Below are 23,847 nucleotides of genomic sequence, written 5' to 3'. Positions count from 1 at the left end.
GTGATACGTGTTTAGGTTAATTAGTTGATCGAATCTAAAAATACACTTACCGATGATGTGCCGATCGCCGTGGCGAAAGTAAACGTTTTGGTGACACTGGTTGAACCGGATGGCATCGTGACGATACCGGTAAAGCTCTTAGCCGGAATCCTGATATTAGCTGTATTTACATTATTAATATCTCCCGCTGGCCGTGTAACCGTTACATTGATCGTATGTCCCGTTGAAGAAGGAACCGATGCACTGATATGCCATTGTGCTATATCAGTGCCATTAGGACAGCTGCCGTTATTATTCGCGTAGGTTTGACCATTCTGCGCGATATCGTTTTGGGCTTGCTGATCTGCATCGTCTTGTGAAATTAATGAGCTGTAAGTGCCTAAAGGAACCGTATATCTTACAGTGGACCCTGCCAATCCCACCCCACAATTATTCTTCTGATAATCGTGCCATGTCTCCGCGTTCAGATAGGGCGTTCTACAGGTACCCGTGGTGTTTGCATAGTTAGGGCCATCAATGGCTAATGCATTTTGGGCCTGCTGATCCGCGTCTGCCTGCGAGATCGTGGATGTAAATTTCCCATAAGGTTCTGTATAGGACACCTGGGAACCAATCTGCCCTGTGCCACAATTAGTCCTTGTGAATGTACCGGGAGCCGGGGCACTCAAGAATATTTCCTGGGGGAGCGTTTTGTTGACCGCGTAATTATAGGCGACATTCTTGATTATATTACCATGAGTATCTCTGACATTGCTTAGTCTTTGAAAGTCATCATATTCGAAATACTGTGTATTCTCTTTCGCATCCGTTATGTCGCCAATCCCGATTAATGGTCTGTAGGTATAGGTCTTCATTTGTGCTCCGTCAGCGTACATCCTTAATTCATCAATAATCACATTACCACTCATCGTGATCGTGGCGATTCCCGGGGCCAGACTATGTTTAAATAAGCTCCATCCTTTGCTATTGGTCATAACCATCGTTCCTGTACTGCCGTTTACACTCGCAGAACCCGTTTTACTCCAATAATAAATACTATAGGGTTTCGTATTATTTAAAGCGTTAAAAGTTACTGATCCGGAGGATAAGTTATAAGCCAAATTCCCGGATGGAGCTGTATTATCAGCGATGGGAACACCGCTATAGGCCCAGTTACCTTTTCCATCGGCTTCAAAACTGGTATAAGCTGCTGTATCCGGGCTATTTACGACCTCTGCAATCGGCAAATCATTCAAATAATCCCATATGATCCTTGTCGGCGTTTTCGTATCTACCGTATATCTGGTCAGGTTGTTTTTTGTATCATATGCATCGAAACTTATTTTCTGAATATACCGGTTATCATATACCAGCTGTCCGCCGGATATACCGGAAGGAGTGAAATCACTTAAAGGTTTTATAATACCCAATTTTAGGATCTTATCCGGCACAACTGCCCCCATTTTTCCCTTGGCAATGGAAAATGAATTTACTTGCCCGGATATGATGCCTGCCGTTGCATTTTTAAGTGTATCCCAGCTTTCAATAGGGAAAGCCTGCATATTGATTTCAAGCATTTTATCCAACACCGCGTTACCGGTACCGGAGCCTCCTGACGGGATGTAATCCGCCGGGAACTTAACCCGGCTTGCGGTCACCTTATTTCTGCTGTCTGTATGAACTTCCCGCGTTACCTGCTGATGAACAATGTTATCATAATAATATTTTACGGTATCGGTTGTAAATTTGGTTGTGTCGTTCTGATCATATACGTTTACTACTTTCGATATCTGATAATTATCATCAGAAGGGATATCATAACGGGCAAACTGCCAGTATTGGCAATCCTGACCTTCTTCTCCGGCAGCATCATGCATAAAACTCCCACCTGCCCCGCCTTCATTAACCACCTGTTTCACTGAAGCGATGCCAACATTGTTATACCAGGTTAATGGAAAAGCGGTATATTTATGAGTCTCCCGCTCTACGATCTGATAATTATTACTGGGTAAATGTTTATATATCGATTTACTTAACAACAAACCACGTAAAAAAAAGAAACTACTTGCCAAGGGCTTCTCCGTAGCTCTGGCAGCATTCAGATCATTACTCCAGGTAAAATTATACACTGATTTACCAGAGTTATACACCCCATTCCCTTGGTATTCCACCACCTGCGTATATGTTACCGGACTACCATCCCATGGCAACAATTGATTTGTAGGGGCAGACATAAAAATACGACTTCTTTTTCTACCTGCGACAACTTCTCCGTCGTTACTTCCTGCCCAATACTTATGTTGCCGGGTTATCGTAAAGAAATAATTATTTAGAACAAAATTCTTTACCGGACTATAATATTGATAGGTCTTACTCAATGGATAGGGACTGACACCATCAAAACTATTAACAGAAGTAACTCTTAATCCTCCCGCCAGTTTAGTACTTCCATCAGTATCCCTGTATTGGTTTGTCTGATATTTAAATGTTGTGTACCCCCCTGTCGGATAAAATATCTTTGTCAGGATGCTCGCCTGCATGTATACTGAATCCGGGTCCCTGCCATTGGGTGTATCACTTCCAATCGTATACGTGCTTATGGTACCCGCCCCGGAATTACTGAATTCAACTGTTTGTTGCGGGATAAGCGAGCTCTGCCCATCTTTTCCATTGTAATAGCCCCAGTAATCTTTACCAAACGTAGTATATTTTGGTAAAGGCAAAGGGTTATATTCAAAACGGTAGTGCTGGATACTCAGACCCTGAGCATTTAAAATTTGGATAGAATCCAATCGCAAGCGTTGTGTTGTCGCATCATTGTCTTTGATAAAATAGCTTTGGAAAAATTTAATGGTTTTTAGCAACTGGTATGCCTTAGTCTTATAATCGTAAGCGTAAACTTGTATATCTTTCAGACTTTTCACCCCGGAAGAGGTCAATAGATCCTGACGATCGGCATCGCTTTGATGAAATAATACCTTGCCATTTTTAAATAATATACTATTAATTTGCTTTTCATTGACTGTGGATGCTTCATAACTCACCGGGTTGAGTGTCCCTTTGTTTTCGAAATATGGATTGGGCGCACTTGGCAAGCCAACGCTACTCACCGCATCGTCAACGGTTAATGATTCTGATGTTTCCGGAGGGGTGGTTACGATAGAATTTACATAATTAAAGAATACCGTATCCCTCCGGTCCTGTGACAGCATCCGTTCTAACATCCATGCTGATTGACTTTGAGTAGAGACCCCTCCCGAAAAAGAGTTTGTATTTTCAATTGCTCCTGTAGTGCCGAAATCATAAATATTCCCATGATCATCGGTAATATTAAAAGAAGCAATACTGCTAGGGTCGTTTGGTTTTGGATTCCTGTTTACTTTAACCGGAGCAAACGGGATTAAAGTTGGCTGGTAATTGTTTTGTCCATTCAGAAAAAACTTCCCATCGGCACCAGGGAAATTATAGGAAAAGATATCCGGCAAAGCGTCGTATTCCCCGGAGGAGTTACTAATCAAATAAATGACATCATCATTATTCGTACATGGGGATATCGTAGATGCGTCACGCAAATGACCGTGCAGATATCCATTAGAATTATCGTCCGGACCGCCCTGTACCCTCCTGGAAATCTCTCCACCCGCATCAATAGACCAGCCCAATCCGGCCCAACTGGCCAAGTCAGTTACTTTATTTCCAGCGGCATGATAGCTCAATGTAACAGGGATTTTAAAGCCTCCACTTGTTATTTCATATAGTGGAATCGTAATGGCTGGTACGCCTGTACTTAGATTCACAGGATAGTCCCCATATCTATTTAAGGAAGCCGAATTGGGCGCCTCGTGAAAAACCTTAGGAATAATCGACTGGTCTGTTTGGGAAAATGCCTTATTGACTATACAAATCCCGATAAGGGTCAGTAGTCTTAATAGAAAAGCTCTTTTTGAGACTGTTTTAAATTGATCAAATTTCATATAAAAATTATAAATCATTTAGTGTAATAATCATTTGCGGTTTGCTCAACTCTTATCGCTTTTTGAGCAAGCTATTGATCTGCTTCTGCTGCTGATCTATTCGTTTGTTTTGTTCGATCAGATACAATGTCAGCTCCTCCACCTTTTTCATCAACAGCTTATTCATCTCACTCACATCAAGTCCTTTCTTGATCATCTCCAGTTCTGACGGGATCTCTGGTAAATGCTGGTTTTGTTCGATATAGTCTTTTACCTCGCTTAACGGACGTAATTGATAGGCTTTCTTCAATACATAATCTGACCAACCATTTAAGTCGATCAATACCGATTTTGAGTGGATAGTTCCGTTCACATCCAGCTTATTCTGTGGATTGGTTTGACCGATACCTACATTACCCATATGTAATACTGTAAATACCGGCGTGCCTACATTATTGCTCATGAATATCCCGGTTGTACCCGCAGCCAGATACCCCGGATTGGTATCTCCGAATTTGATATTATTGGTAAAATTGGAGCTACCGACAGTAACATCCAACTTGGCTGCAGGTGCTGTCGTTCCTAATCCCAGGTTACCTTGTTTAATCGTTAAATAAGTGTTTGCTGCTGTTCCCCATGATTGTATATCTGAGGTCGGATCGCGTTCCCACCAGGTGCGGGTATCGGTTTGAGGCGTAATGTAGGAACCATCAATCGATATCCCATCATGTAGCCTGCTGGTGGTAAAATCACTCCCTGCCGCGTTCCGGACCAGCCATATATTGTTCTGGACACTATTCGTGGTTGAACCACCCACCGAACTCAACAAAAGATTGTTTTTGGCTACGCTGCCTAAAGCGCTAGATTGATAGACTGCGAACTTAGCCGAGCCGCTGCTGATGCCTACACCAACAGTTCCTGTATTACTATTGTAAATATTGTTGCCGGCGATTGTCCATTGGGCATGACACAGTTGCACAATACACAGCATTGCAAGAATGGTTAAACTTACTTTTTTCATGATTTAATCGGAATAGGTTGGGTTTGATTATATTAGAGTATTAGAATGATCTCACTGTGGGCTTAACAGAGGTTAAGCATGCTTGCTTCAAAAGCCTTTATTTATAGATAGATTTAGCTTTTAAAAGTTTACAACACAGCATCTCCTTTAAGAAATAACAACCACATTAAATGATATTTAAATTACTTAATTACAAGTTAGCAGGTGATTGATTGCTTTAGGAGAACTCTAAGGGAAAAGTATTCATATTATTGTGATAGGTTTAAATATCTTGTTATTTAATTCTTACGTGGGTTAGCCCGCAATAAAGCTATATCCTTTAAGTATAATAAACAATATCACTAACCCAACGAATATCACATCTTCATAATTTCTTCATAATTGACCATCATAACTGCTAGGTTAATAGCTAAATATAATTATGACCTGAGGTTGGTGTTAACAAGCTATAAGAGAAAATCCATCAATAAGTTGATCCCTGTTTAAGTTCAAATAACATCAAATCAACTAAAAAAATATTCCCTACAATTTCGCCCCTTGACGCAAAAAGCCAGTGATTACAATGAATTACTGGCTTTTAGTCCCGACAAGAGCAGAACCCGTTTTATGCTACCTGCAATTAATTTGAAATCACCGGTTGCCTGGGGAAGATAGTTTGACAACGGCTCAGTCAATGGCCATTCAAAAGAAGCTGCGCCTTTTTTTTTCGGACGACGGTATTCAAAATAAAATCGCTCAATGGTTTCAACTGCACATCCCGGTACACCGGGTGGACACCAGCAGCAGTAAAGAACTCATATTCGTCCTTTCTTTTGGCATACCAAACTTTTCCAAGTGAATAGGTGGTCAAAGTATCATAACGGAGGACCAATTTGAAGTCGTTCAATTTAACACGATCATACGGGATGACCGAAGGGTCCCCGGGAAAAGCATCGCAGGTAACGACCTCGTACTGTTTTCCATCCCAGCGTATACATTTTCCTACATCAAAAGGTCGGTAGATCACAGCGAGCGCTACGACCAGCAGCAACATAGCCGATAACCCTATCACATACCAGGGATAAGTCAATACCGACAGCCCTGTTTGTTTTTCTTTTGGCGGCTCCACTATCATATCCTCTCGCGTTCCAATATGATCATCTCCAACAGCGGTCGGGATATCCTCTGGCTCAACCGGACCGGCTATGTCAATTGGAACCGGGTATAGCCTCAGGTACTCCTGGTATGGCCTGGGTGTGAAATCGGTTAACCAGGCTAATAATTCTATTTGCCTTTCTCCGGGTTCAGCGACTTCTCCGTTTAACAGATTACTAAGTGCTCTAAAACTATTAACGCCTCCCCTTCTGATCACCCGTGCATATTCCGTATAGTCTTCGCGTTGCTGAAAAAATGAAGCCAGTAGCTTTTCGTCAGATCCTTTGAAACGGCTTTCACAAGCATTAACCGCTTCCCGCCGCAGATTCGCCGCCGTTGGATGCGTTAATTCATGCGAAAGACTGCAAGCGGTCTTTCGTTCTTCATAATCCCGGAGTACCGCAGCACGATATTCATTAAACCGATACATCCTACTAAGATTTAAACTTTAGCCTTTTCCAGTCTCGCCACCGCAGCCAGCAAAGCCTCCGCATGCTGATAGATCCCGTCCAGGGATTGCAGCTCATATCTTACCTCTTTTTTTGCCTCATCCAGCACCACCAGATATTCCTTAGTACCGCCTAAGTACAAACGGCAGATCGTTTTACGGTTATTATCATCCAATAGGATCGCAAAATAAGACTGCGCATCCCGGTAGGTGACCCGCTTCGCCTCAACATGCTGACGCAGCAAGGATTTCACAATATAGAAACCTTCCAACTCCTCTTCTGTCGTTACGATATTCGAGGCCGGCTCCGTCGCCATAGCCTCTTCCAGTTTACCCGCTTCCGCCACCTCAATTTGCTTTTCCTGGTTAAGCGCAGATTTCAGCCGCTCGTTGATCGCATCGCTGATCAATACCGTAAAAGAGCGTTTGATGATCGGCCCGAACTGCTCCTTAACCTTAGCCGTCAACACACCCGCATAGACCTGCTTGGTAAAGAAAGAAACAAAATGATCCGAAGGCGCCAGCATTTCCTTATTCAATAAGTTCTTCAGCTCGTTCAGGTATTTCAGTTCGCTGGCCGTATTCGTAATACTTTCTATATCAAAATATGATTTATGGAATTTTTTTAACTCTACAATTTCTGCCTCTTTGATCTCCGTGATCGTAAACTCAAAGAAGGGCGCACTGTCCATCTTGTTCTTTTCGTCCAGATCCGTATAAAAACGATAGGTCAGTCCATTGGTCAGTAAACCGAACTTCGCCTTGGTCGTATGGAAATAACGGAACAATTGCGAATTGTGCGGATCCAGCTTCTCCAGGTGATGCTTGCATTCGATCAGAATCGTAGGTTCCCCATCCTTCATGATCGCGTAATCGACCTTCTCCCCTTTTTTGATACCGATATCCGCAATAAATTCCGGATTGACCTCAAAAGGGTTAAATACTTCGTAGCCCAATACCTGTATAAAAGGCATGATGAGCGCATTTTTGGTCGCCTCTTCCGTTTTCAGCTGGGGTAACAGCTTTTCGACACGCCCAGCGAGTTGTAATATTTGATCTTTAAAATCCATGATGATAGTGATATAGGTTCAACGCAACTGATAAAATTCAGCCGCAGGTTTAAATGCAGGATAACACGGTTGTCAAAACAGGCCTCATTCCAATGCCGCCCTGTTATCCGTACGTTTGTTCTTATTTCCTTAAATCTTCAATTTTTGCCCTGGCCTCTCCGAAAGCACTTTCAATGACCGTCCTGTCTTTGATAAACAAAGTATTGTCAGTGCCATACTTTTCCAGTTTCACATACCAGGTGCTTCTTCCTTTTTCAACATAATAGCCAAGCTGAAAACCATCGGTGGTGACGAACTTATTTTCCAGGTAGTCCGGATTGCCCGCGATATCCTTTTCAACGTCCTGTGTCAGGGTTTTCAATGCTTTGATAACTTCCAACAAATCGGAATATTCGATCGAAGCCGTCGTATTGCTATATTGACCTTTCTTCTCGATCTGATAAAAATAGAGCGACTCCGTGCCGCTCATTAACTTCCTGATCCTGGTCTCCGCGTTTGTATAGCCGGTTTTCAGGTCAGGCAACCGGAAATCCACAAACTTGGATATCGTCCCCGTTTTGGAAGAGAACTTATCCATTTTTGTTTCAAAGACCTTCGTCTCTTTTTTGACTTCCTGAGACCAGGCAGCAGTTGAAATAAAACCGCATAACATAAGGGCCTGGATCATTTTAACAGATGACAATTTCATGGTGTGACAAATTTTGTTTTAGGTTATTTGATAGACTGTTTTCAGAAAGTGATACGATTTAGAATCCATATAAACTTTTACGCTTGACGCTGGCGGCGACACTGTACGTTTTAATAGCAGCGTTGATTTCCGTACTCATCTCCGTTTTACCATTGTACATCAGGTATTCCACCTTGTTGTTATCATTGACGACGCCCACCAATTCCATAACAGGGATCTGTGTGGAATGCAGAATGAATCCAAACTCATCTATAAACTGAATCGTCAGCGTTCCGTTGAGCGAGTAATTTTCCCGTAGGTCATTGAGATCGGACACTCTTAAATTATAGTAAAGAAAATTACCCCGGTACAAAGCCTTGAGCGAGGTTGATGCACCCGGCTTGACAAAGCTCAGGGTACTTACCCCCAAATCCCTTTGTTTGGGTTTAGAAACCTCGAACTTCTTGATGTCCCGGGCAGCCAGGTCCCCTATTTCCCGGAGCTCATTATCAATTACCTTATAGATCTTATTTCCGTGAATAAAAGTATTTTCAGCAATCTGCGTATCACGACCGGCACAAGAAGCCAGTAACAGGATACCTACGAGGTAAATAACTGATCGGATATACTTTATCATGATGAATTTAGATTAAGGTAACGCTTCAAAAGTATCAAGTCCGGAGATGTGTTTTTTACGGGAACCCGTAAACCCATTGACCATGCGTCAGGTCATCTGACAATAAAAAACGCCCCCATTGTCGAGACGAGGTCAACCGCCTGTTCCATACCATTTTCGAACCATCGGATGAGATAATCGTTCCTGTCTTACAGCCCGCACTTACAAGCCGACCGCTCCACATATTCCTTATTTCCCCCGGAACTCATATAGTAGCAGCCACCCTCCGGACCTAAATAGAGCTGCTGACCGCTTTTATAGGTACCGCAATTGGAATTACCGGAACCCCGATCCGTGTTGACATCGGATTTTTTAGAACAATTGGTCAGGACACAAAGCCCCAACAACAAGAGCACAATTAACTTTTTCATGTGATTTGGTTTAAATAATACTTTTAATAAATGCAGGTGATCAATCAAAATATATCCTCATGTGTCTATATGGAGCACTAAACCATGACACTATTCAGGCTACTTCCTCCATAAGAAAGGTCTCCATAAGAACGCGATCCTCCTGACCTGTTTTTCCCCTTCCAGGCCCACCCGTTTTCCAGCTCCTGCGACGTCATCTCATCCCGAAGTGGCCAGAGCGATCAGGGCCAGGTTCATCTCCATATACAAACCCAGCACCACCCAGGCAGCGCGCCGGTCAAATTTCAGCGCCCGCTCCAGTTTCCCGTTCTCCGCCATCCTTAGGGAGACCACCGATAAAACCAAAGTTGCCAGGATAAACAAAAAAGTCAGGTCATGGATCTGATCTACAAAGGAAAAGGCCGTCGTAGCCGGAATATTACTGTCCATAACATATTTATTGCCCACCGCGGCAAACAAGCCACCGATGCTCAAGCCAAAGCGCTGATCACGCGCCGGCGGCACAAAAAACACCAAAACGGCCACAGCAAAAGAGATATATAACCCGATGAACAATTTAAAGAACAGCCCCCAGCTGTTCCTTTGAATACGGACCTCATACGTGATCCGGGAAAAAGCACTATGCCCTTTTAAACGCCGCTCCCCGAAGTCCGAATCATAATGCACCAGGCTCTCTTTCGCCCCATAGCCGATAATATGCCAGCCTGGAAGCCCCAGCCCGCTATACAGCTTTAAACCCTCCGCCTGCCCCTTTAAGATCATCCTGGATGTATCCAAGCCCGCTTCCAATTGAATCTGCAGCGCCTGCCGGTCAAAAGGGTAATTCTTCAGCTTCCAGTCATGGATCAGAATCGCCCGGCACGATTCGCTCGCCAGTAACAGACGCCCGTCAGCACGCGCGTAATACGGATCAGCAAAGGACACCTGTTTCGCGTTGATCAGCTCGACATTGTTCAAAGGGTCGAAACCCTTACGCCGGTAATCAAACCACATCCAGAAATCCGTCGTGCAGGCATATTCCTCCGGCCGGAGATCATACATATTTTTCAAATATATCCCCGTATAACAAGTATCCCGCTGTCCGCCGAATAAAGCAAGCGGCCATACCAGTAAAGCACAGCACAACCACTTTTTCATCTGATCGTCGGAATCATCGGCGTGGGTATAAATGACTGCAGGACCATACCCAGGCCAAACCATAAAACCCAGGCAAAACCCAGCAGCAGAACCACACGGGTCACCGCAACGGCCAGGTTACCATGCTGTAACTCGACCCGAAGGGATTGCCCCTTGAACACCTGACGGGACAACAGGCCCTCCAGAACAGCAGCGATCACCCAGGCGACACCGGTCAGACAACAACAGATCAGCAGAAAACTCAGGAAAGCCCCCGAGCGCCATGGATTAAGGGAAGACACCACCAGCAGAAAGTCCCGCACCGGCGCGAACAAAGCCGTGATCAGGATGATACCCGACAATGTTTTACCGGCTAAAACCAGCGCCTGTGCCGGATTTGGCGACTCCCTGGGAAAATGCTTTTTCCGGAAAGCAGCGGTCACTACCAGAACAAATAAGTAAGTCCATACGACAGCCAGCACCAGCATAATGCCTCCGGCCATTAAAAATGATGATTTCATGATGAAAGTGTATTAATCAGGTAAAAATCCCAGTAGTCCATATGATCGACCTCCGGGCTGAGCCGCCCCGCGGTAAATCCTTTCGCCGTCGTTTCCCATAACACAAAACGCTGCGGTCCCGCCATTTTCGCCGAACCCGGCAGCGGCAACTCCAGACCCAGCAGGGAATGCCGAAACGCCGTGCTCCCCAGGATAGCCACCCGGTAACGGTAATGGTTAAATAAAGTAAACAAAAAGAGCGTCCGGGTATCGCAATCCCCTTCCAAATTCGCCATGAACTCCACCGGAGACTGTACACCATAGGGGATATGCCCCAGACAGGCTTTCACCCGTCCCTCGGGTCCGCTTAAATTCAGATCGGCAGCACTGTTGCCGCAGCTACCCTCTGTTACCGTCGTATAAGGAATATCCTGTACAAATCCCACCAGCATTTGCGCGAATTGCAGGCTATCCAGCCGGTTAACCCGGCGCAGGCTGTCGAACAAAGGGTATACGCCGTTCAGCCGTGATCGGTCCGCCAGGGTCATCGCCGTATAAACATCGGATAAGGAACGCACATCCTTGAGCCCTTCGTGTTCCGCTACCGCGCGCCGGTACGCCGACCGGAGTACCCTGACATCGCCCTCGTACGGATGACCATCCTGATCGGTCCAGGCCCGGTGATGAATGATCCACTCGTCATCCTCTTTCTGCATCTCTTTCCGGACAGCCCGGTGCCTGACCGGCTGTGTCCGGGTGAAATCCCGCCTGTCGGTACGCTGATCCGGCCGGGGGACACCAGGATGCCGGGCCTGGAACACCCGGAAAATACTAATCGCGATCCCGGCCAGGTACAACAGGCATAGTAACCCATAAAATATGGAGCGGAAAGTATTTCCCCAACCGGTACGCCCGACACGGGAAGTGATCGCCGCCAATAAGATCAGCCCCAAAACAAACAGGCCCGGCCATGACCAGTTGATCAGCCACAGTAAGAGCAGCCCGATGAAGCAAATACCCAGAACCGTTTTGATCAAGGTCGTAAACGACCATCCCGTTTCCACCGCATACCAGTCCCCCCACCGGTAAGCGCCATTCCCATGACGGTAATAATCCCGGCGATGCCGTGAACCATGGATATAGCTATACTCAAAGTTGGCCGTCCTTGTCCAGGCCTTCCCCCCAGTACCCGTTGAAGCCGCGGCAGTGACCGGAGGAGCCGGTGCACTGAAGGGAGGCGGGTCCGGCAACACGTGTTCCGTCCTGACCCGCTCGGTCAGTATTTTGGAAATATAACCGTAGATCGTACCGGATATGGTCCCCAGGTGCTCATTGTCCTCTTTCATCACTTTGGACAGTACCGGGTCCGCGATCCGCGGCTCTTCCAGGTTCAGCTGAAAATATGCCCCGGAACCCGGGTCATAACAACTGATCGGCTGACCAAAGGTTCCCTTGAAGGAACGCATCCCCGTCACCTCCGGAAAATCCCCTTCCTCATCTTTCCGTACTTCTTCCAGCCTGACTTCCGCCTGATAGATATGCATATGATAAAACTCGCTGTGCGTCTGTGACCACTCCCCGCGATGTTCCGCATAATACTTCCCCGTAAACGTACCTTTGATAAAAGTGCGCTGCACGGTCGTGATCGTATCTTCTGTCCAGAAATTGCTCATCGGTAAATCCGTTCTAAAAAATCTTCCTGATCCTTCAGGTCTCGTTTTTCTACTATTCTTTCGGTATTGAAAGGTGGATCCTGATAGGTCTCCCCGACCTGGATATCCAACCGGTATTGGTCCTCGAACAGGTCTGTATAGGTCCGCTTGAATTCCTGGTAATCCTGCAGAATGATATTTTCATACACAGCCCTCTTATCTTTAAAATAAGGGTTAGAGATATCCATATGCCATTTCAGGTAAAAGGGCAGCAGGAATAAGGCCACCACGATCACCGTAAAAAACCAGGACAGCATATATAACCCGCCACTGACCAACAGCTGCAAGCGTTGCACAAAGAAATCCGCCCTGCCAATCACAAAACTAACACGTTCCAGCGCATTTTCCCTGTCCAATATCAGGCGACTGAGCTCGTCGCGTAGGGGTTGGATATCCTGAGCCGGGTAGCCCAGGTGCTCCTTGTGCCGGATGGCCGCTAACAGCCTTTTTTCCACTTTGGCCGATCGCGCCATCAGTTCCTTTTCCGCCCTCCCGATTTGCCTTGCTTTGAGCTGTTCCACTTTACCCGAAAGCTGGGGCTCAAAAACCCAGGCCTCCAACGGTTTGGAAATAAATACAGCAAAGAAAATGACAAAACCCACCCTTAGAATAATGGAAAGGTGTTTGATGACCCCTTGATATTTCATGCGCAATACTGGTTTGGATAAGGTGGTCAACAGTACCTCGTAAATATTATTGATCATCCACGCGAACAAAAGCGAAACCGGTATCGCCATCCAGGCGCTATCAAACAACATCTGAAAAGAATACCAACAGGATAAGAAACTCAGCATACCCACCAGGAATGCCACCAGCCCAACCAGGGCGAAGCGACCCCGGATACCCCGGTGCCCACAGTGATTGATGATCCACCAATCTTCGCCGGAATGTTTACAAAAGTATTCCACGATACCTGCCATCGCCTTAGGATGAATGCTGTGCTGATATCCCGTCTCTCTCTTCATCCGCTGCGGTCATCTCCGGCTCCTTAATGTCGATGCCGTCGGGCGTGATGGTACTGACATAAGCATCCAGGTTCGCATCAATATGCGCCTTTTGCTGTTCCTTCCAGCGGTCAATAATATATTCGTTCAGCTCTTTTTGCGCTTCAATGACCCGGGCTTTCATACTGGTCATTCGTCCAACCTCGTGCTGGATGACCAGTTCCCGTTCTATACCTTCCTTATCCTTATAATAATCATGATGGATCTCTATGCCGTTCTGCGCCTTGACCAGGTCTTTGATATTCTCTTCCAGGTAATCATACGGCCCTTTGATCAGCATCATCTTAAAAAATATAGGGGTCAGCTCGATAGCCATGAACAACAGGGTAATAAAAATAGAAATGCCAGGCGCCAGTTCATGGGAGATCTTGATCCTTTCCAGCAGACCATCCAAACCCGCGGACACCGACTTGTTCTTTTTCAAAGCCACTTCCAGTTCCGCATTCATCCGGGACCGTCGTTTTTCGATGTCCTGGATCTTGGATTTATTCATTTCCGTAAACTGATCCTTTTCCGCTTCCACCCGGTCCCGTTCCGCTTTATAGGATCTGGCCATAGGCCCCTCCCCCTCTCCTCGCCCGCCCTGCCCCTTGGAGGTTTCGATATTCCAGAGCGAATCCTTGGTCGCGATCACCTTCATATACTGATCGATCCTGCTTTGTATACCCGCGTTTTCCCTGTCCAGATCCCTGATCCGGTCCTCGAAGTTTTTGCGGGTTTTGATCTCATATTCCTTTTGCGCTTCCAGCTGGACCTGGTAAAGCCTGGCGTCGATCTCACTTTTAAACATCCGGATCTCTACAGGTTTGGAAATCGTTAAAGCGATGATCGTCCCCATAATAATGCGGGGGAGGGCGCTTTTTAACTCCTGTTTAGTGATCGCTTCGGTGCCATCGCCCTTTCCGGTACTCGTCACAATAAAGCGATCTATATTAAAAATGATCGCTCCCCAGATCAGGCCAAAAAGAACAGCCAGTAATAAGGTCGGTATATCTGTTGGATCATATTGCCCCGAATGGACGATCGTTTTAATATCATCGATAGCGTCCCCCTTGGGCGCAAAGATCGTGTAAAACGCATAGCCACCAGCCAAAGCGGCCATCACACCGGTAGCCAATACGATCCCGCCCATACAGGTATATTTGACCTGATCCGAATAAGTGCTCTTTTCCAGGATATACCTATCTGCCCCGGATATTTTCCAGAACTGGCGCATCACCCAGGTTGGGGTGGGATTTTTGTAATAATTAGTTTCCATGAGAATAAGGGTTTGGTTTTTCCATAATGAACTGATCCTGAATCAGGCGTTCCTGTAACGCGGTCTCCAGGTATTTCCGATAAGGTGTATCCAGTAAAATATCTTTCAGGTAAATGACCGGCTGCGGCGTGCGGGGCTCCGGATTCTTTAACCGGAGCAAAAAATCCTGTACCACGGGCGGCTGTAAATGATCGGATTTAGTCCATATGGGCACTCCTGCTTCGCGATAGTTTAACTCCCGGACCGTTAAATGCAATGACCTCCGGATACGCCCGTAGACGCCACAGGCCTTCACTTCCAGTCTGCCGGAAGCCGGTACCGGAATAACAGGATAGTCTTTGGGTAGATAGGAGCCTATCTTTTTCCCATCAACGTAAACATTCACCAGATAGGCGCCGCGAATATCCCAGATGAGCCGGACACACGAACCGGTAAACAGCAATCGCTGGTCGGTATCGAGAGCAGCAAATCGAAGAGGCTTCAATCCACAGGCCAGCCAGGTCCAACGGCAAAATATCATCAAAAAAATCCGGGATCGACGATTGCTCATAAACTGATAAATAAGACATTAACGGTTGATATAAGGGGTCGTATGACAGAAAAAAATATGCGGTTTTGGCTTAAACGGCGGCGGCGGATATTCCCCGACAACAAAACTGATCGGTTCGAAAAAAGCTTGCTATTACTTAAAATGGCGTCCACTGCCGCGGATTTACATATTCTTTTCATGATTGTGATAAGGTTTAGGTTGTAATATCTATTCGGACACACGACTATCGTGCATTACGATCTATCTCTTAATTGGTTCAGTTGGTTTAATAACTACTCCAATTATTATAGATCCAGTTCATTACATGCTCCTGACTTCTTAAATGAGCCGGGTGAGCTTTGATCATCCGTTCTATTTTCTGTCCCGCTAGCACTGTTGTCAGCCCCCACGCTGCCATCAGTTTCTTAATCATATACAATACCTCATATCCTTCGGAACGATTAAGTAAACTGCTATCCGGCTCACCTTTTAATTTAGGATCATCCTCCTGAGTATGTATCCAGCTATAGTTACCGCGTAAATCTGCTTTTGTAAATGACATTTGAATTAATTTAATCGTTAATGGTATTTCAAAAGTATACAGGAATGAAAGGCTTTTCTTACGGGAAACCGTAAAAGCAAAAACAGCGAATCTATTTTCGATACCCTAATTTTGCGACACAGCACTTCATTTATTAGACTTCCTTTTCTCCCGGTAAGAATCATTCTGATTTCCTGACCCAAAAAGCATTTTCGACATTTCGTATTTTTTTTACCATTTGGCAAAATATCTAAGGCGTCGAAAAGATCAGATCGATCTAATACTACTCACGAAATGGGACCGCTTCAGCAGGAATGCGCCCGAGAACTATCAAATGATTTGTATATTGTAATCCGTGGGTGTCGCACCACAAGCTATCGAACAGCCATTGGGCATGTCTCTGCCGGAAAATAAAATGATGACAGGGCTCGAAATCGAAAACGACCGCCGTGTCCTCAACACCTTGTTTAGCGTGCAACGCGCAAGAAAAGAAAGGGTTGGATGGTCGTAAGCTCCTATCAGTTATAAGAGCAAAGATGACGAAGCTGTTAAGAAATACATTGATATTGACATCCCGAAACTGGGTTCAAACCAACGACCTTCTCATGTAGATCCAAACGAGAAACCCTGTGACATATTTGCGCAGAAAGTGTTCTGAAACAATCAAATCATCCCCATATCCTTACAGAAGGCCACCAATTGCTCATTTTTCGAAAACTCCAGAACCTCTTTCATCTGGTTCAATCGTTTTTCCACACTGCTCAAACCGGATGGCCGGATCTGATTTTGCGCTAAATAAGCCGGGATATCTTTTTGAAGCACGCCCTGTGCCAGCAGCGAAATAATAGTGATGTCCAGGTTACTGAACGCATAAGCATTTTTCTGTCTGTTCATTTCCCGGAAATGGGCGGGAAAATGCAGCTTACCCTTATAAATTTCCTCCATCGCGGCTTTCAGCTCCTGCGCATCATACCTTGCCTTGCGCACATAGCCGTTAATACCCTGCACCTTAAAAAGGCCGTCGATCACAGCAACCTTACTTTCCGCCGAAAAGACAAGGGTTTTTAGATCAGGTTGTATTTGCTTGGCCGCCTGAATGAGTTCAGCTCCACCGGGAATCCTCTGCTCCCGGTGATCTGCATCAAAAGAAAGATCGGTGATCAGTAAATCATAAGGATTACCTTCCTGAATACCTTTTTTCACCCACATCAGCGCGTCATCACAATAATAGGCATAACGCGGACTTAGGATACCCAGGTCCTCAAGCGTCTTCCGCACCGAAATACTCGTGTGCTCATGATCTTCAGCAATTAATACATTTTGGAACATAATTGATCGATTAAGCCACGGGAAAAGAAACCTGTATCTGGAGGCCTTTTTCCGCAGATGTGTCAAAGGTAATAGCCCCGTGTATATGGTCTATACGGTTTCCCGTATTTCGAAGCCCGTTACCATACGTGACTTGGGCAGGAAAGCCCAGCCCGTCATCCGCATAATGAATCTCCACCTTGTTCTCTTCCCGCGCAAACCGGACAACCACATGGGCAGCCTGGCTGTGTTTGGCCATATTGACCATCAACTCCTGCAGGATGTGCAGTACCTCTTCCCGGACCGGCGCGCTAACGTTTTCCCAGATATCCCGCGCATTGCCCACCATACCTACTTTGGTGCCTGCATTCGCAAAAGCCATCAACAAGGCTGTCACCTGGTCCTGGAAATTATCTTCCGCGACAGATTGCTTTTCATACGAAATATCACGCGATTGCTCGTACAACACCTCAATGCGGTCCAATAACTGTTCTTTATCGATCGCGTGCTGATATTCGATTTCGGACATGATCCGGTACAAACCATTGGCCACTACGTCATGTACTTTTTTCGAAGTCCGGAATTGATGTTCCGAGATCGCCCGTTGGGCCTCCAGTTCTAAGCGCTGCTTTCGCTTGCGGTACCAGAACACGGCGAAAACCACCCCGGCCAGAACCGCCAAAATAAGCCCATAAAGCAGGATACGCTGCCGCACAAGCTGGTATTTCTTTTCCGTATTGTCCCGCTGGAATTTCAGTTTATCCGCCTTGTTTTTTTCTACATCATAACGAATAAAGGCAAATTGATTCTTCGCCGCGTTCCGCGCAGCCTGCAAACTATCGCTGAGCTGCTGATAACGGAAAAAGTAGCCCTTTATGGCCTCCGGGGGACCGAGCCTGACCAGTTTTTGCAGGGCCTCGAGCTGGTCATCCGGGCTTGCAATAAGCCTTGCTACCCTATACATTTCCCCGGCATACCGAAAAGCCGAATCTGGTTTCAGCATCGCATAATAATCAGCCAGATGCGCATAGCTGGCATTCTGCCCCCAGAGATCTTTCTCCCGTTGACGAATCCGAAGCGCCGTTAATAGCTCAGGAGCCGCGTTATATCCCGGTCGCTGCAGCCATCGGGTCCTGGCCATATTGGATAATATCCGGGCATATTCTTTTCCGTTCTTCGGCGTCTGGCTGATGGTTGAGCGGTATAGGGCCAATGCCCCCACGTAATCCCCCTTTTTCTCCAGGGCCAAAGCCTTATTATTCAGAAAAATCCGCTTGAAAGCCTCCTTCCTGGTAAACCGGATCGCCTGGTCATAAAAAGGAAGCGCCGCCTCATAATTTTTCAGGTTCACATTGGTCACACCAAGTTCATTATAATCCGAGGAAAGACAGGGATAGTTTTTTTCCTTCTCCTCGTCTAAAAACCTCAGCGAGGTCGCCAGGCTTTCCTGGCTCCCAAAATAATCCCCCGCGTCGGACTGGATCACCGCCATATTATTGTAGGCCATAGCGATCTGCAGGCTATCTTTCGAGACAGCCACGACCTTATTGAAATAATAATAAGCGGAATCATTCTGCCGGTATAAAAAAGACTCTGCTTTTTTATAATCCGCGGTTTTAACCGGCTTCCCGGGGGGCGGATTTTTCGTTTGGCAGGACAGCAGGCCCTGCACCAGCAGCAATAAAAGAAATAAGCGCTTTTTCAACAGTTAAATTTTGATCTAAAATAAAAAATTAAAACTGTTAATTAGGAGCCTTACCAGGCGGGATAGTCACCAAAAAAGTAAGGCAAGATCACTCTTGCCTTACGCTGGTCCATATAACCTTAGGGATTCGGAGGTGTAATCCCCGGCGGAACATGTCCGTTTTCCCCGCCAGTATCATCCTGGGCTACGATGGTTATATTATTCGGATGGGTATTATGGTGTTGCGCAGGGCATGAGTATGCCAGGAAGAGCGCAAAAAATAGCTCAAACATTTTCAAAAAATTTAAAAGGTGAATAAATCCTGCAGGCATCCCCGGGAACTGTTCCCGGGGACAGCGCTGCAAACCGCGTAAGAGGCGCCTCTCACATTTTTTTGGGAAGTGTGAGCATTGATCGCGGAAACCTTTAACTGCTTCCCAAGCCGGCTATCAGCCCCCGCTTTCTTTGCTCTGACGAAACCAGTTTTGTATAAATGGCCCCGGTAGCGAACCGGGCTCATTGCTGATTTCGAAACAAAGGTATGGGGGCCTAAAACACTTAAAAGCAAGGAATTCCGGTAATTCCTATAATTCCGGAAGAATTCCTGAAATGCCTCCGGTATTCCTGAATTTACCTTAGCTTTACCTTAAAAAAGTTGAAAGATGTTTGCTGATTATCAAGCACTCGTGTTACAAACCTATCACGACAAGAAAGCGCAGAACGAACTCCCGTTCCATCTGAGCCATCCCACGGCCGCCCGGCTCAAAGCGGAATGCCTCCGTGTCTGCGAAAAAAGATATCACCGGAAAGACGAAAATTTACTCCACTCCTTTTTTGATCGGCAGGAGGATCCGGCAAGCTATAGAAACGCGATCAGGAAAACCGACCCCGATAAATTCAGGCCGCTGGTTACCTATCTAAAACAAAGCGGCCAGCGCCGGACCAGTGAAAAGAATATTGAGCTACTGGCCTGGCTCATTGATTTCGAACCCAGGCCCTTCCGTCCGGGGGAACCATACCCGGCTCAGCCAGCCCTGAGCAGACCCAAAATGGATGCACCGGAACAACTCGTAGATACCCGGTCATCCCAGCTTCCCGGACCAGCAGGATTAATCCCTTCTATAAAAAAGCCCGGAAAGCTCATCCTTTTAGCAGCCTCCGCCACCATCGTTGGTATCACGACTTATTTTATATTAAAACCAGCATCTACATCGATAAAGGGGGGATGTATGTACTGGGATAAGGACCATTATCAAGCCGTCCCCTGTAATCAACCGCCTGGTGAAACCCCGTTTTATCTACTGGATATGCAGAAAATCACCCACTTCAGACGCATTACCCAGCCCGATACCCTTACACCGCATTCCTTGGGATCTGTCTGGTATATCAAAATTAATGGGCGGATAGAATTTTATACCGCCAGTGGGAACCATCCGGTCGATACCAGCAGACACCTGCTACGACTGAGCAGTTATATCCTTAATAAATATATCTATCATGTGCCGGACCATCATTAATGGACTTCCCCATGGTGAATCCCATCTATATTTTTCGGTATTTTAGCATAATGGAATCTATTATACTTAACAAAGCCCAGGCACGCAAGATCATACTTGAGGCCGCAGGGCTCTCCAGGAAAGCACAGTTTGGAACGGGTATAGCAGCCGTTTACCGGCTGATCACCCACCTGGGTTTTGTACAATTGGATACTAATTATGTAGTAGAACGGGCTCATCACCATGTCATGGCCACGCGCATACCAGACTACAAGCCCGAATGGTTAACGGAATTGACCGAAGATGGCCGGATTTTTGAATACTTCACCTCTGATGCCGGTTATCTCCCTATGCCCGACTTCCGTTTTTCACTACCGGTCAAGCAAGCCTTTGCCACACAGCAAAAACTGCTGACCAAACCGGAACGCCATCTGATGAAGCAGATATTGGACCGGGTGGAACGCGAAGGTCCAATGATGGTCGGGGATTTTGAAAATGACCGCCAGGAGGCCAGCTCGGGTTGGTGGGACTGGCGCCCAGCCAAAATAGCGCTTGAACGGCTTTACCTTAACGGTGAGTTGATGATCCGCCGCACAAAAGCATTTCATAAAATCTATGACCTCCCCCACAACCTCATCCCGGCAGATATAGATCAAACCATACCTGATCCCGAAGAGTTCGCCCGCCAGGTGATCCGCCTTACTTTAGGTGCCCTGGGCATCGGATACGCGAAGGAAATAGCCTGGCGCGCCCGCCGTGTAAAAGGCAATCTGGTTAAAAAAGAACTGCAAAAAATGGTCGAGGCCGGTGAGCTAAAAACGGTCATCGTCGAGGGGCTGAAAAATGCCCAGTTGTATATGTTACCCGAACAAAAAACGGAAATCGAGCTGTCAGGCGAAGCCTTTATTCTCTCCCCCTTTGATATCCTGAATGTCTTCCGGCACCGCTTAAGGGATTTCTTTAATTTCGATTACCAGATCGAATGTTTTGTACCGGCCGCCAAACGGAAGTATGGCTACTTCTCTTTGCCTATATTGCTGGGTGATACTTTTGTTGCCCGGATGGATGCCAAAGCCGACCGTAAACAAAAACTATTCATCGTCCATAATTTACACTTCGAGGCCGTCGAACTCAGCGAAACCGGGCTCGGGGAAATAATAAGGGCATTACAAGCATTCGTCCAATTCAACCAATGCAGGGACGTTGACTTTAAGAAATCCAATCACCCGATTTATCTGGAAGTTATCACCCGGGCTTTCCGGTAAATCTCATCTTTGACGCCCTAGTCATATTCATATTGTTACAATAATTAAGCCCTGTGTTTTATACCTTGTATTCGCAAATCCATTCCCATATGCCGTTTAAGATCAAAGTATTTTGCGTCAGCATGCTATTCGTGTTGCGCGTACTGTCCTCTGCCGCACAGCAAATTGATTACCCTGCCACCGACCAGGTGGCGGCTGACTTCAAAAAGCTTCTGGAGCGCCCACGTGTTCCGTTAAACCCCGCCTTCGACGTAATTCAAACAGATTCGGTTATCATCGAGCACGGCTTTATTTACAGCGAAAAGAACGAGCGGATACCTATCCTGATTTATAAACCAGCTACAGGTATGCGGTTATACCCTGCGGTTATTTTTTTACACGGCACGGGCGGCAAAAAGGAAGATAACAGGAAGTTTTTATACCAGCTGGTTAAAAGAGGTATTATGGGTGTCTCTATTGATGCCCGCTTTCATGGTGAACGGATCGCCGGGGGAGCGCATGGTTCAAGGGAATACGTGGCCGCTGCAACCGCTGCATGGGAAAACAAAGACAGGGCCCATCAAACCCATCCCTTTTTATTTGACACCGCTTTTGACCTGTGGCGGGTGACCGATTACCTCACCAGCAGGCCTGATGTCGATCCCAACCGCATAGGCATGGGTGGTATCTCCATGGGCGGAATAGAAACATGGCTTGCCGCCTCGGTGGACCCGCGGATCAGGGTGATCGTGCTGGATATTTCCGTACAAAGCTTTCAATGGTCTTTGGTTAATGACCAATGGCAGGGGCGTGCAGGTACGATCCGGGGTACACACCTGCAGGCGGCTAAAGACCTGGGCGATTCGGCCGTAAACAAACAGAATGTAAAAGCAGTATGGGATAAATTGCTGCCCCATATTACCGGGGAATTTGACTGCCCGTCATTACTACGACTCATAGCACCACGCCCCCTGCTGGTTCTCGGCACCGAAAACGATCCAAACTGTCCGCTACCCGGCGCCAATATCGCTTATGCGTCGGCCATGCAGGCTTACCGCTCCAAAAATGCGGCCAACAAAATAAGTCGTGATACTACCCCTAAACTATTCCATACCTCCACGACTGAACATTTTAAAATGGCACTGGATTGGTTTAGCAAATGGCTGTAATTACCCTTCCTGGCCATTTGCACTAAGGTACCTGTAGCTGGCTCCCGTACCTTTCGATTTACGTGAACAGTTTAGCGATGAAGAAATAGCAACAAACTTTTAAACAAATAAAAAAACTTATGAACTATCCCTATTTTTTCAGTTAAAAAATGGGATTGTCCCGTCCAGAAACCCCAACCGGCCCAAATTGGAAGCCTGTTAATAACCCTCAAAATCCGGTATGGTTGCATCTATATCTTCCTGCCCGCATGATAATAGGCGCAGATTCTATCTTTTGAAAAACATGACGGCAGCCCGGAGAACAATACAACAGGGGGACCACGGTAATTTGGTCCTGTAGACCGGTATCTAAATCGATCCCAGGCAATACGCTACGGGTCTTCCTAAATGTCCCTACCAGGCTTTTTCCGGTCTTCAGAAGGCCCCCTACAAATAATGAAAAGTATTGTTTGTAACAAATATTTTTTTTTGTCGAATATATTATATTATTACTTATCTTAGTGGCCGTTAAGTCATTGGGATAATTTTGTGAAGTACCTTAAACCTAAATTAAACAAACGTTTAAAAGCCTATACCATGTCAGAGATCCTGGTCGTGCTGATCATTATCGGCATCCTGTCGTTCCTGGCCTTACCTTACCTGTTAACCGTAGTTACCCGGGCAAAATCGACCGAGGCCAAACTACAACTGGAACACCTGCAGACATTGGAAAAAAGCTATTTCTACGAATATTCCAGATATACGACCGATATGGATGAGTTAGGATTCGTCCAGGAAAAACTGGTGACCGATAGTAAAGATGCCCGTGCCAATTACCGGATCGAGATTATTAGCGCGAGCAATACCGAATTTAAAGCACGAGCAACCTCGGTAGTAGATTTTAATGGCAATGGCGTCTTTGATGTCTGGGAGATCGACGAGAATAAAGTATTGAAAGAAGTGACGAAGGATTAACGTGCAGCTTTAC

At 46.2% G+C, this 23,847-nt stretch carries 21 protein-coding genes; 4 read left to right on the top strand and 17 right to left on the bottom strand.

The window, feature by feature from the left end:
* Positions 1–20 precede the first annotated feature (20 nt).
* The 17 genes from FHW89_RS29240 to FHW89_RS27210 form a co-directional block, all read right to left on the bottom strand.
* Positions 21–3,776, bottom strand: a complete 3,756-nt coding sequence (locus tag FHW89_RS29240) for a DUF5977 domain-containing protein (RefSeq protein WP_172338213.1) — start codon at positions 3,774–3,776, stop codon at positions 21–23.
* A gap of 229 nt (positions 3,777–4,005) precedes the next feature.
* Positions 4,006–4,953, bottom strand: coding sequence for a hypothetical protein (locus FHW89_RS27285; protein WP_172338212.1), 948 nt, complete (start codon positions 4,951–4,953; stop codon positions 4,006–4,008).
* Positions 4,954–5,623: 670 nt separating this feature from the next.
* A complete protein-coding gene (locus FHW89_RS27280; RefSeq protein ID WP_172338211.1) occupies positions 5,624–6,517 on the bottom strand; it encodes a hypothetical protein in 894 nt (297 codons plus the stop codon).
* Between the two features lie 11 nt (positions 6,518–6,528).
* The gene (locus tag FHW89_RS27275; RefSeq protein ID WP_172338210.1) at positions 6,529–7,605 is read right to left on the bottom strand and encodes a type I restriction endonuclease; all 1,077 of its coding nucleotides are present in this window, start codon (positions 7,603–7,605) and stop codon (positions 6,529–6,531) included.
* A 121-nt stretch (positions 7,606–7,726) separates the two neighbouring features.
* Positions 7,727–8,293 (bottom strand): hypothetical protein, encoded by a 567-nt coding sequence (locus FHW89_RS27270; RefSeq protein WP_216650704.1) that lies wholly within the window; start codon positions 8,291–8,293, stop codon positions 7,727–7,729.
* Positions 8,294–8,351: 58 nt separating this feature from the next.
* Positions 8,352–8,909 (bottom strand): hypothetical protein, encoded by a 558-nt coding sequence (locus FHW89_RS27265; protein WP_172338209.1) that lies wholly within the window; start codon positions 8,907–8,909, stop codon positions 8,352–8,354.
* Between the two features lie 188 nt (positions 8,910–9,097).
* A complete protein-coding gene (locus FHW89_RS27260) occupies positions 9,098–9,319 on the bottom strand; it encodes a hypothetical protein (protein WP_172338208.1) in 222 nt (73 codons plus the stop codon).
* A 198-nt stretch (positions 9,320–9,517) separates the two neighbouring features.
* Positions 9,518–10,456 carry a hypothetical protein gene (locus FHW89_RS27255; protein WP_172338207.1) on the bottom strand — a complete coding sequence of 313 codons (939 nt, stop codon included), beginning with the start codon at positions 10,454–10,456 and terminating at the stop codon, positions 9,518–9,520.
* The gene (locus FHW89_RS27250) at positions 10,453–10,956 is read right to left on the bottom strand and encodes a hypothetical protein (protein ID WP_172338206.1); all 504 of its coding nucleotides are present in this window, start codon (positions 10,954–10,956) and stop codon (positions 10,453–10,455) included. Before FHW89_RS27250 ends, FHW89_RS27255 begins: the two co-directional genes overlap by 4 nt.
* On the bottom strand, positions 10,953–12,608 hold the full coding sequence (locus tag FHW89_RS27245) for a hypothetical protein (protein ID WP_172338205.1): 1,656 nt from the start codon (positions 12,606–12,608) through the stop codon (positions 10,953–10,955). Before FHW89_RS27245 ends, FHW89_RS27250 begins: the two co-directional genes overlap by 4 nt.
* Positions 12,605–13,612 carry a DUF4407 domain-containing protein gene (locus FHW89_RS27240; RefSeq protein ID WP_172338204.1) on the bottom strand — a complete coding sequence of 336 codons (1,008 nt, stop codon included), beginning with the start codon at positions 13,610–13,612 and terminating at the stop codon, positions 12,605–12,607. Before FHW89_RS27240 ends, FHW89_RS27245 begins: the two co-directional genes overlap by 4 nt.
* Positions 13,572–14,909, bottom strand: a complete 1,338-nt coding sequence (locus FHW89_RS27235) for a DUF4407 domain-containing protein (protein WP_172338203.1) — start codon at positions 14,907–14,909, stop codon at positions 13,572–13,574. The genes FHW89_RS27240 and FHW89_RS27235 overlap by 41 nt, the downstream gene beginning before the upstream one ends.
* Complete coding sequence (locus tag FHW89_RS27230; protein ID WP_172338202.1) at positions 14,899–15,459, bottom strand: hypothetical protein; 561 nt, start codon at positions 15,457–15,459, stop codon at positions 14,899–14,901. The genes FHW89_RS27235 and FHW89_RS27230 overlap by 11 nt, the downstream gene beginning before the upstream one ends.
* Before the next feature lie 265 nt (positions 15,460–15,724).
* Positions 15,725–16,000 carry a hypothetical protein gene (locus FHW89_RS27225; RefSeq protein ID WP_172338201.1) on the bottom strand — a complete coding sequence of 92 codons (276 nt, stop codon included), beginning with the start codon at positions 15,998–16,000 and terminating at the stop codon, positions 15,725–15,727.
* A 642-nt stretch (positions 16,001–16,642) separates the two neighbouring features.
* Complete coding sequence (locus FHW89_RS27220; protein WP_172338200.1) at positions 16,643–17,308, bottom strand: response regulator transcription factor; 666 nt, start codon at positions 17,306–17,308, stop codon at positions 16,643–16,645.
* A 10-nt stretch (positions 17,309–17,318) separates the two neighbouring features.
* Positions 17,319–18,992 carry a tetratricopeptide repeat-containing sensor histidine kinase gene (locus tag FHW89_RS27215; RefSeq protein WP_253952334.1) on the bottom strand — a complete coding sequence of 558 codons (1,674 nt, stop codon included), beginning with the start codon at positions 18,990–18,992 and terminating at the stop codon, positions 17,319–17,321.
* Between the two features lie 119 nt (positions 18,993–19,111).
* Complete coding sequence (locus tag FHW89_RS27210) at positions 19,112–19,264, bottom strand: hypothetical protein (protein WP_172338199.1); 153 nt, start codon at positions 19,262–19,264, stop codon at positions 19,112–19,114.
* A 393-nt stretch (positions 19,265–19,657) separates the two neighbouring features.
* Here FHW89_RS27210 and FHW89_RS27205 point away from each other — a divergent pair, with 393 nt between their 5' ends.
* The 4 genes from FHW89_RS27205 to FHW89_RS27190 all read left to right on the top strand — a co-directional run bounded on the left by FHW89_RS27205 (position 19,658) and on the right by FHW89_RS27190 (position 23,834).
* Positions 19,658–20,488: a hypothetical protein gene (locus tag FHW89_RS27205; protein ID WP_172338198.1), complete on the top strand. Its 831-nt coding sequence runs from the start codon at positions 19,658–19,660 to the stop codon at positions 20,486–20,488.
* Positions 20,489–20,499: 11 nt separating this feature from the next.
* Positions 20,500–21,732, top strand: a complete 1,233-nt coding sequence (locus FHW89_RS27200) for a winged helix-turn-helix domain-containing protein (RefSeq protein ID WP_216650703.1) — start codon at positions 20,500–20,502, stop codon at positions 21,730–21,732.
* An 89-nt stretch (positions 21,733–21,821) separates the two neighbouring features.
* A complete protein-coding gene (locus tag FHW89_RS27195; RefSeq protein ID WP_172338197.1) occupies positions 21,822–22,880 on the top strand; it encodes an alpha/beta hydrolase in 1,059 nt (352 codons plus the stop codon).
* 576 nt (positions 22,881–23,456) lie between these two features.
* Positions 23,457–23,834, top strand: coding sequence for a general secretion pathway protein GspG (locus FHW89_RS27190; protein WP_172338196.1), 378 nt, complete (start codon positions 23,457–23,459; stop codon positions 23,832–23,834).
* Positions 23,835–23,847: the final 13 nt, after the last annotated feature.

Source organism: Mucilaginibacter sp. SG564 (genome assembly GCF_013149275.1).
GTDB lineage: Bacteria > Bacteroidota > Bacteroidia > Sphingobacteriales > Sphingobacteriaceae > Mucilaginibacter.
This window is presented reverse-complemented; position numbering and strand designations above follow the sequence as displayed.

Coding starts and splice junctions, on each gene's coding strand:
- FHW89_RS27200 (WP_216650703.1), top strand. CDS start 20,500: ATGGTGAATCCCATCTATATTTTTCGGTATTTTAGCATAATGGAATCT.
- FHW89_RS27280 (WP_172338211.1), bottom strand. CDS start 6,517: ATGTATCGGTTTAATGAATATCGTGCTGCGGTACTCCGGGATTATGAA.
- FHW89_RS27195 (WP_172338197.1), top strand. CDS start 21,822: ATGCCGTTTAAGATCAAAGTATTTTGCGTCAGCATGCTATTCGTGTTG.
- FHW89_RS27235 (WP_172338203.1), bottom strand. CDS start 14,909: ATGGAAACTAATTATTACAAAAATCCCACCCCAACCTGGGTGATGCGC.
- FHW89_RS27210 (WP_172338199.1), bottom strand. CDS start 19,264: ATGTTTGAGCTATTTTTTGCGCTCTTCCTGGCATACTCATGCCCTGCG.
- FHW89_RS27260 (WP_172338208.1), bottom strand. CDS start 9,319: ATGAAAAAGTTAATTGTGCTCTTGTTGTTGGGGCTTTGTGTCCTGACC.
- FHW89_RS27225 (WP_172338201.1), bottom strand. CDS start 16,000: ATGTCATTTACAAAAGCAGATTTACGCGGTAACTATAGCTGGATACAT.
- FHW89_RS27245 (WP_172338205.1), bottom strand. CDS start 12,608: ATGAGCAATTTCTGGACAGAAGATACGATCACGACCGTGCAGCGCACT.
- FHW89_RS27270 (WP_216650704.1), bottom strand. CDS start 8,293: ATGAAATTGTCATCTGTTAAAATGATCCAGGCCCTTATGTTATGCGGT.
- FHW89_RS27230 (WP_172338202.1), bottom strand. CDS start 15,459: ATGAGCAATCGTCGATCCCGGATTTTTTTGATGATATTTTGCCGTTGG.
- FHW89_RS27220 (WP_172338200.1), bottom strand. CDS start 17,308: ATGTTCCAAAATGTATTAATTGCTGAAGATCATGAGCACACGAGTATT.
- FHW89_RS27285 (WP_172338212.1), bottom strand. CDS start 4,953: ATGAAAAAAGTAAGTTTAACCATTCTTGCAATGCTGTGTATTGTGCAA.
- FHW89_RS27190 (WP_172338196.1), top strand. CDS start 23,457: ATGTCAGAGATCCTGGTCGTGCTGATCATTATCGGCATCCTGTCGTTC.
- FHW89_RS27250 (WP_172338206.1), bottom strand. CDS start 10,956: ATGAAATCATCATTTTTAATGGCCGGAGGCATTATGCTGGTGCTGGCT.
- FHW89_RS27240 (WP_172338204.1), bottom strand. CDS start 13,612: ATGAAGAGAGAGACGGGATATCAGCACAGCATTCATCCTAAGGCGATG.
- FHW89_RS27255 (WP_172338207.1), bottom strand. CDS start 10,456: ATGAAAAAGTGGTTGTGCTGTGCTTTACTGGTATGGCCGCTTGCTTTA.
- FHW89_RS27265 (WP_172338209.1), bottom strand. CDS start 8,909: ATGATAAAGTATATCCGATCAGTTATTTACCTCGTAGGTATCCTGTTA.
- FHW89_RS27275 (WP_172338210.1), bottom strand. CDS start 7,605: ATGGATTTTAAAGATCAAATATTACAACTCGCTGGGCGTGTCGAAAAG.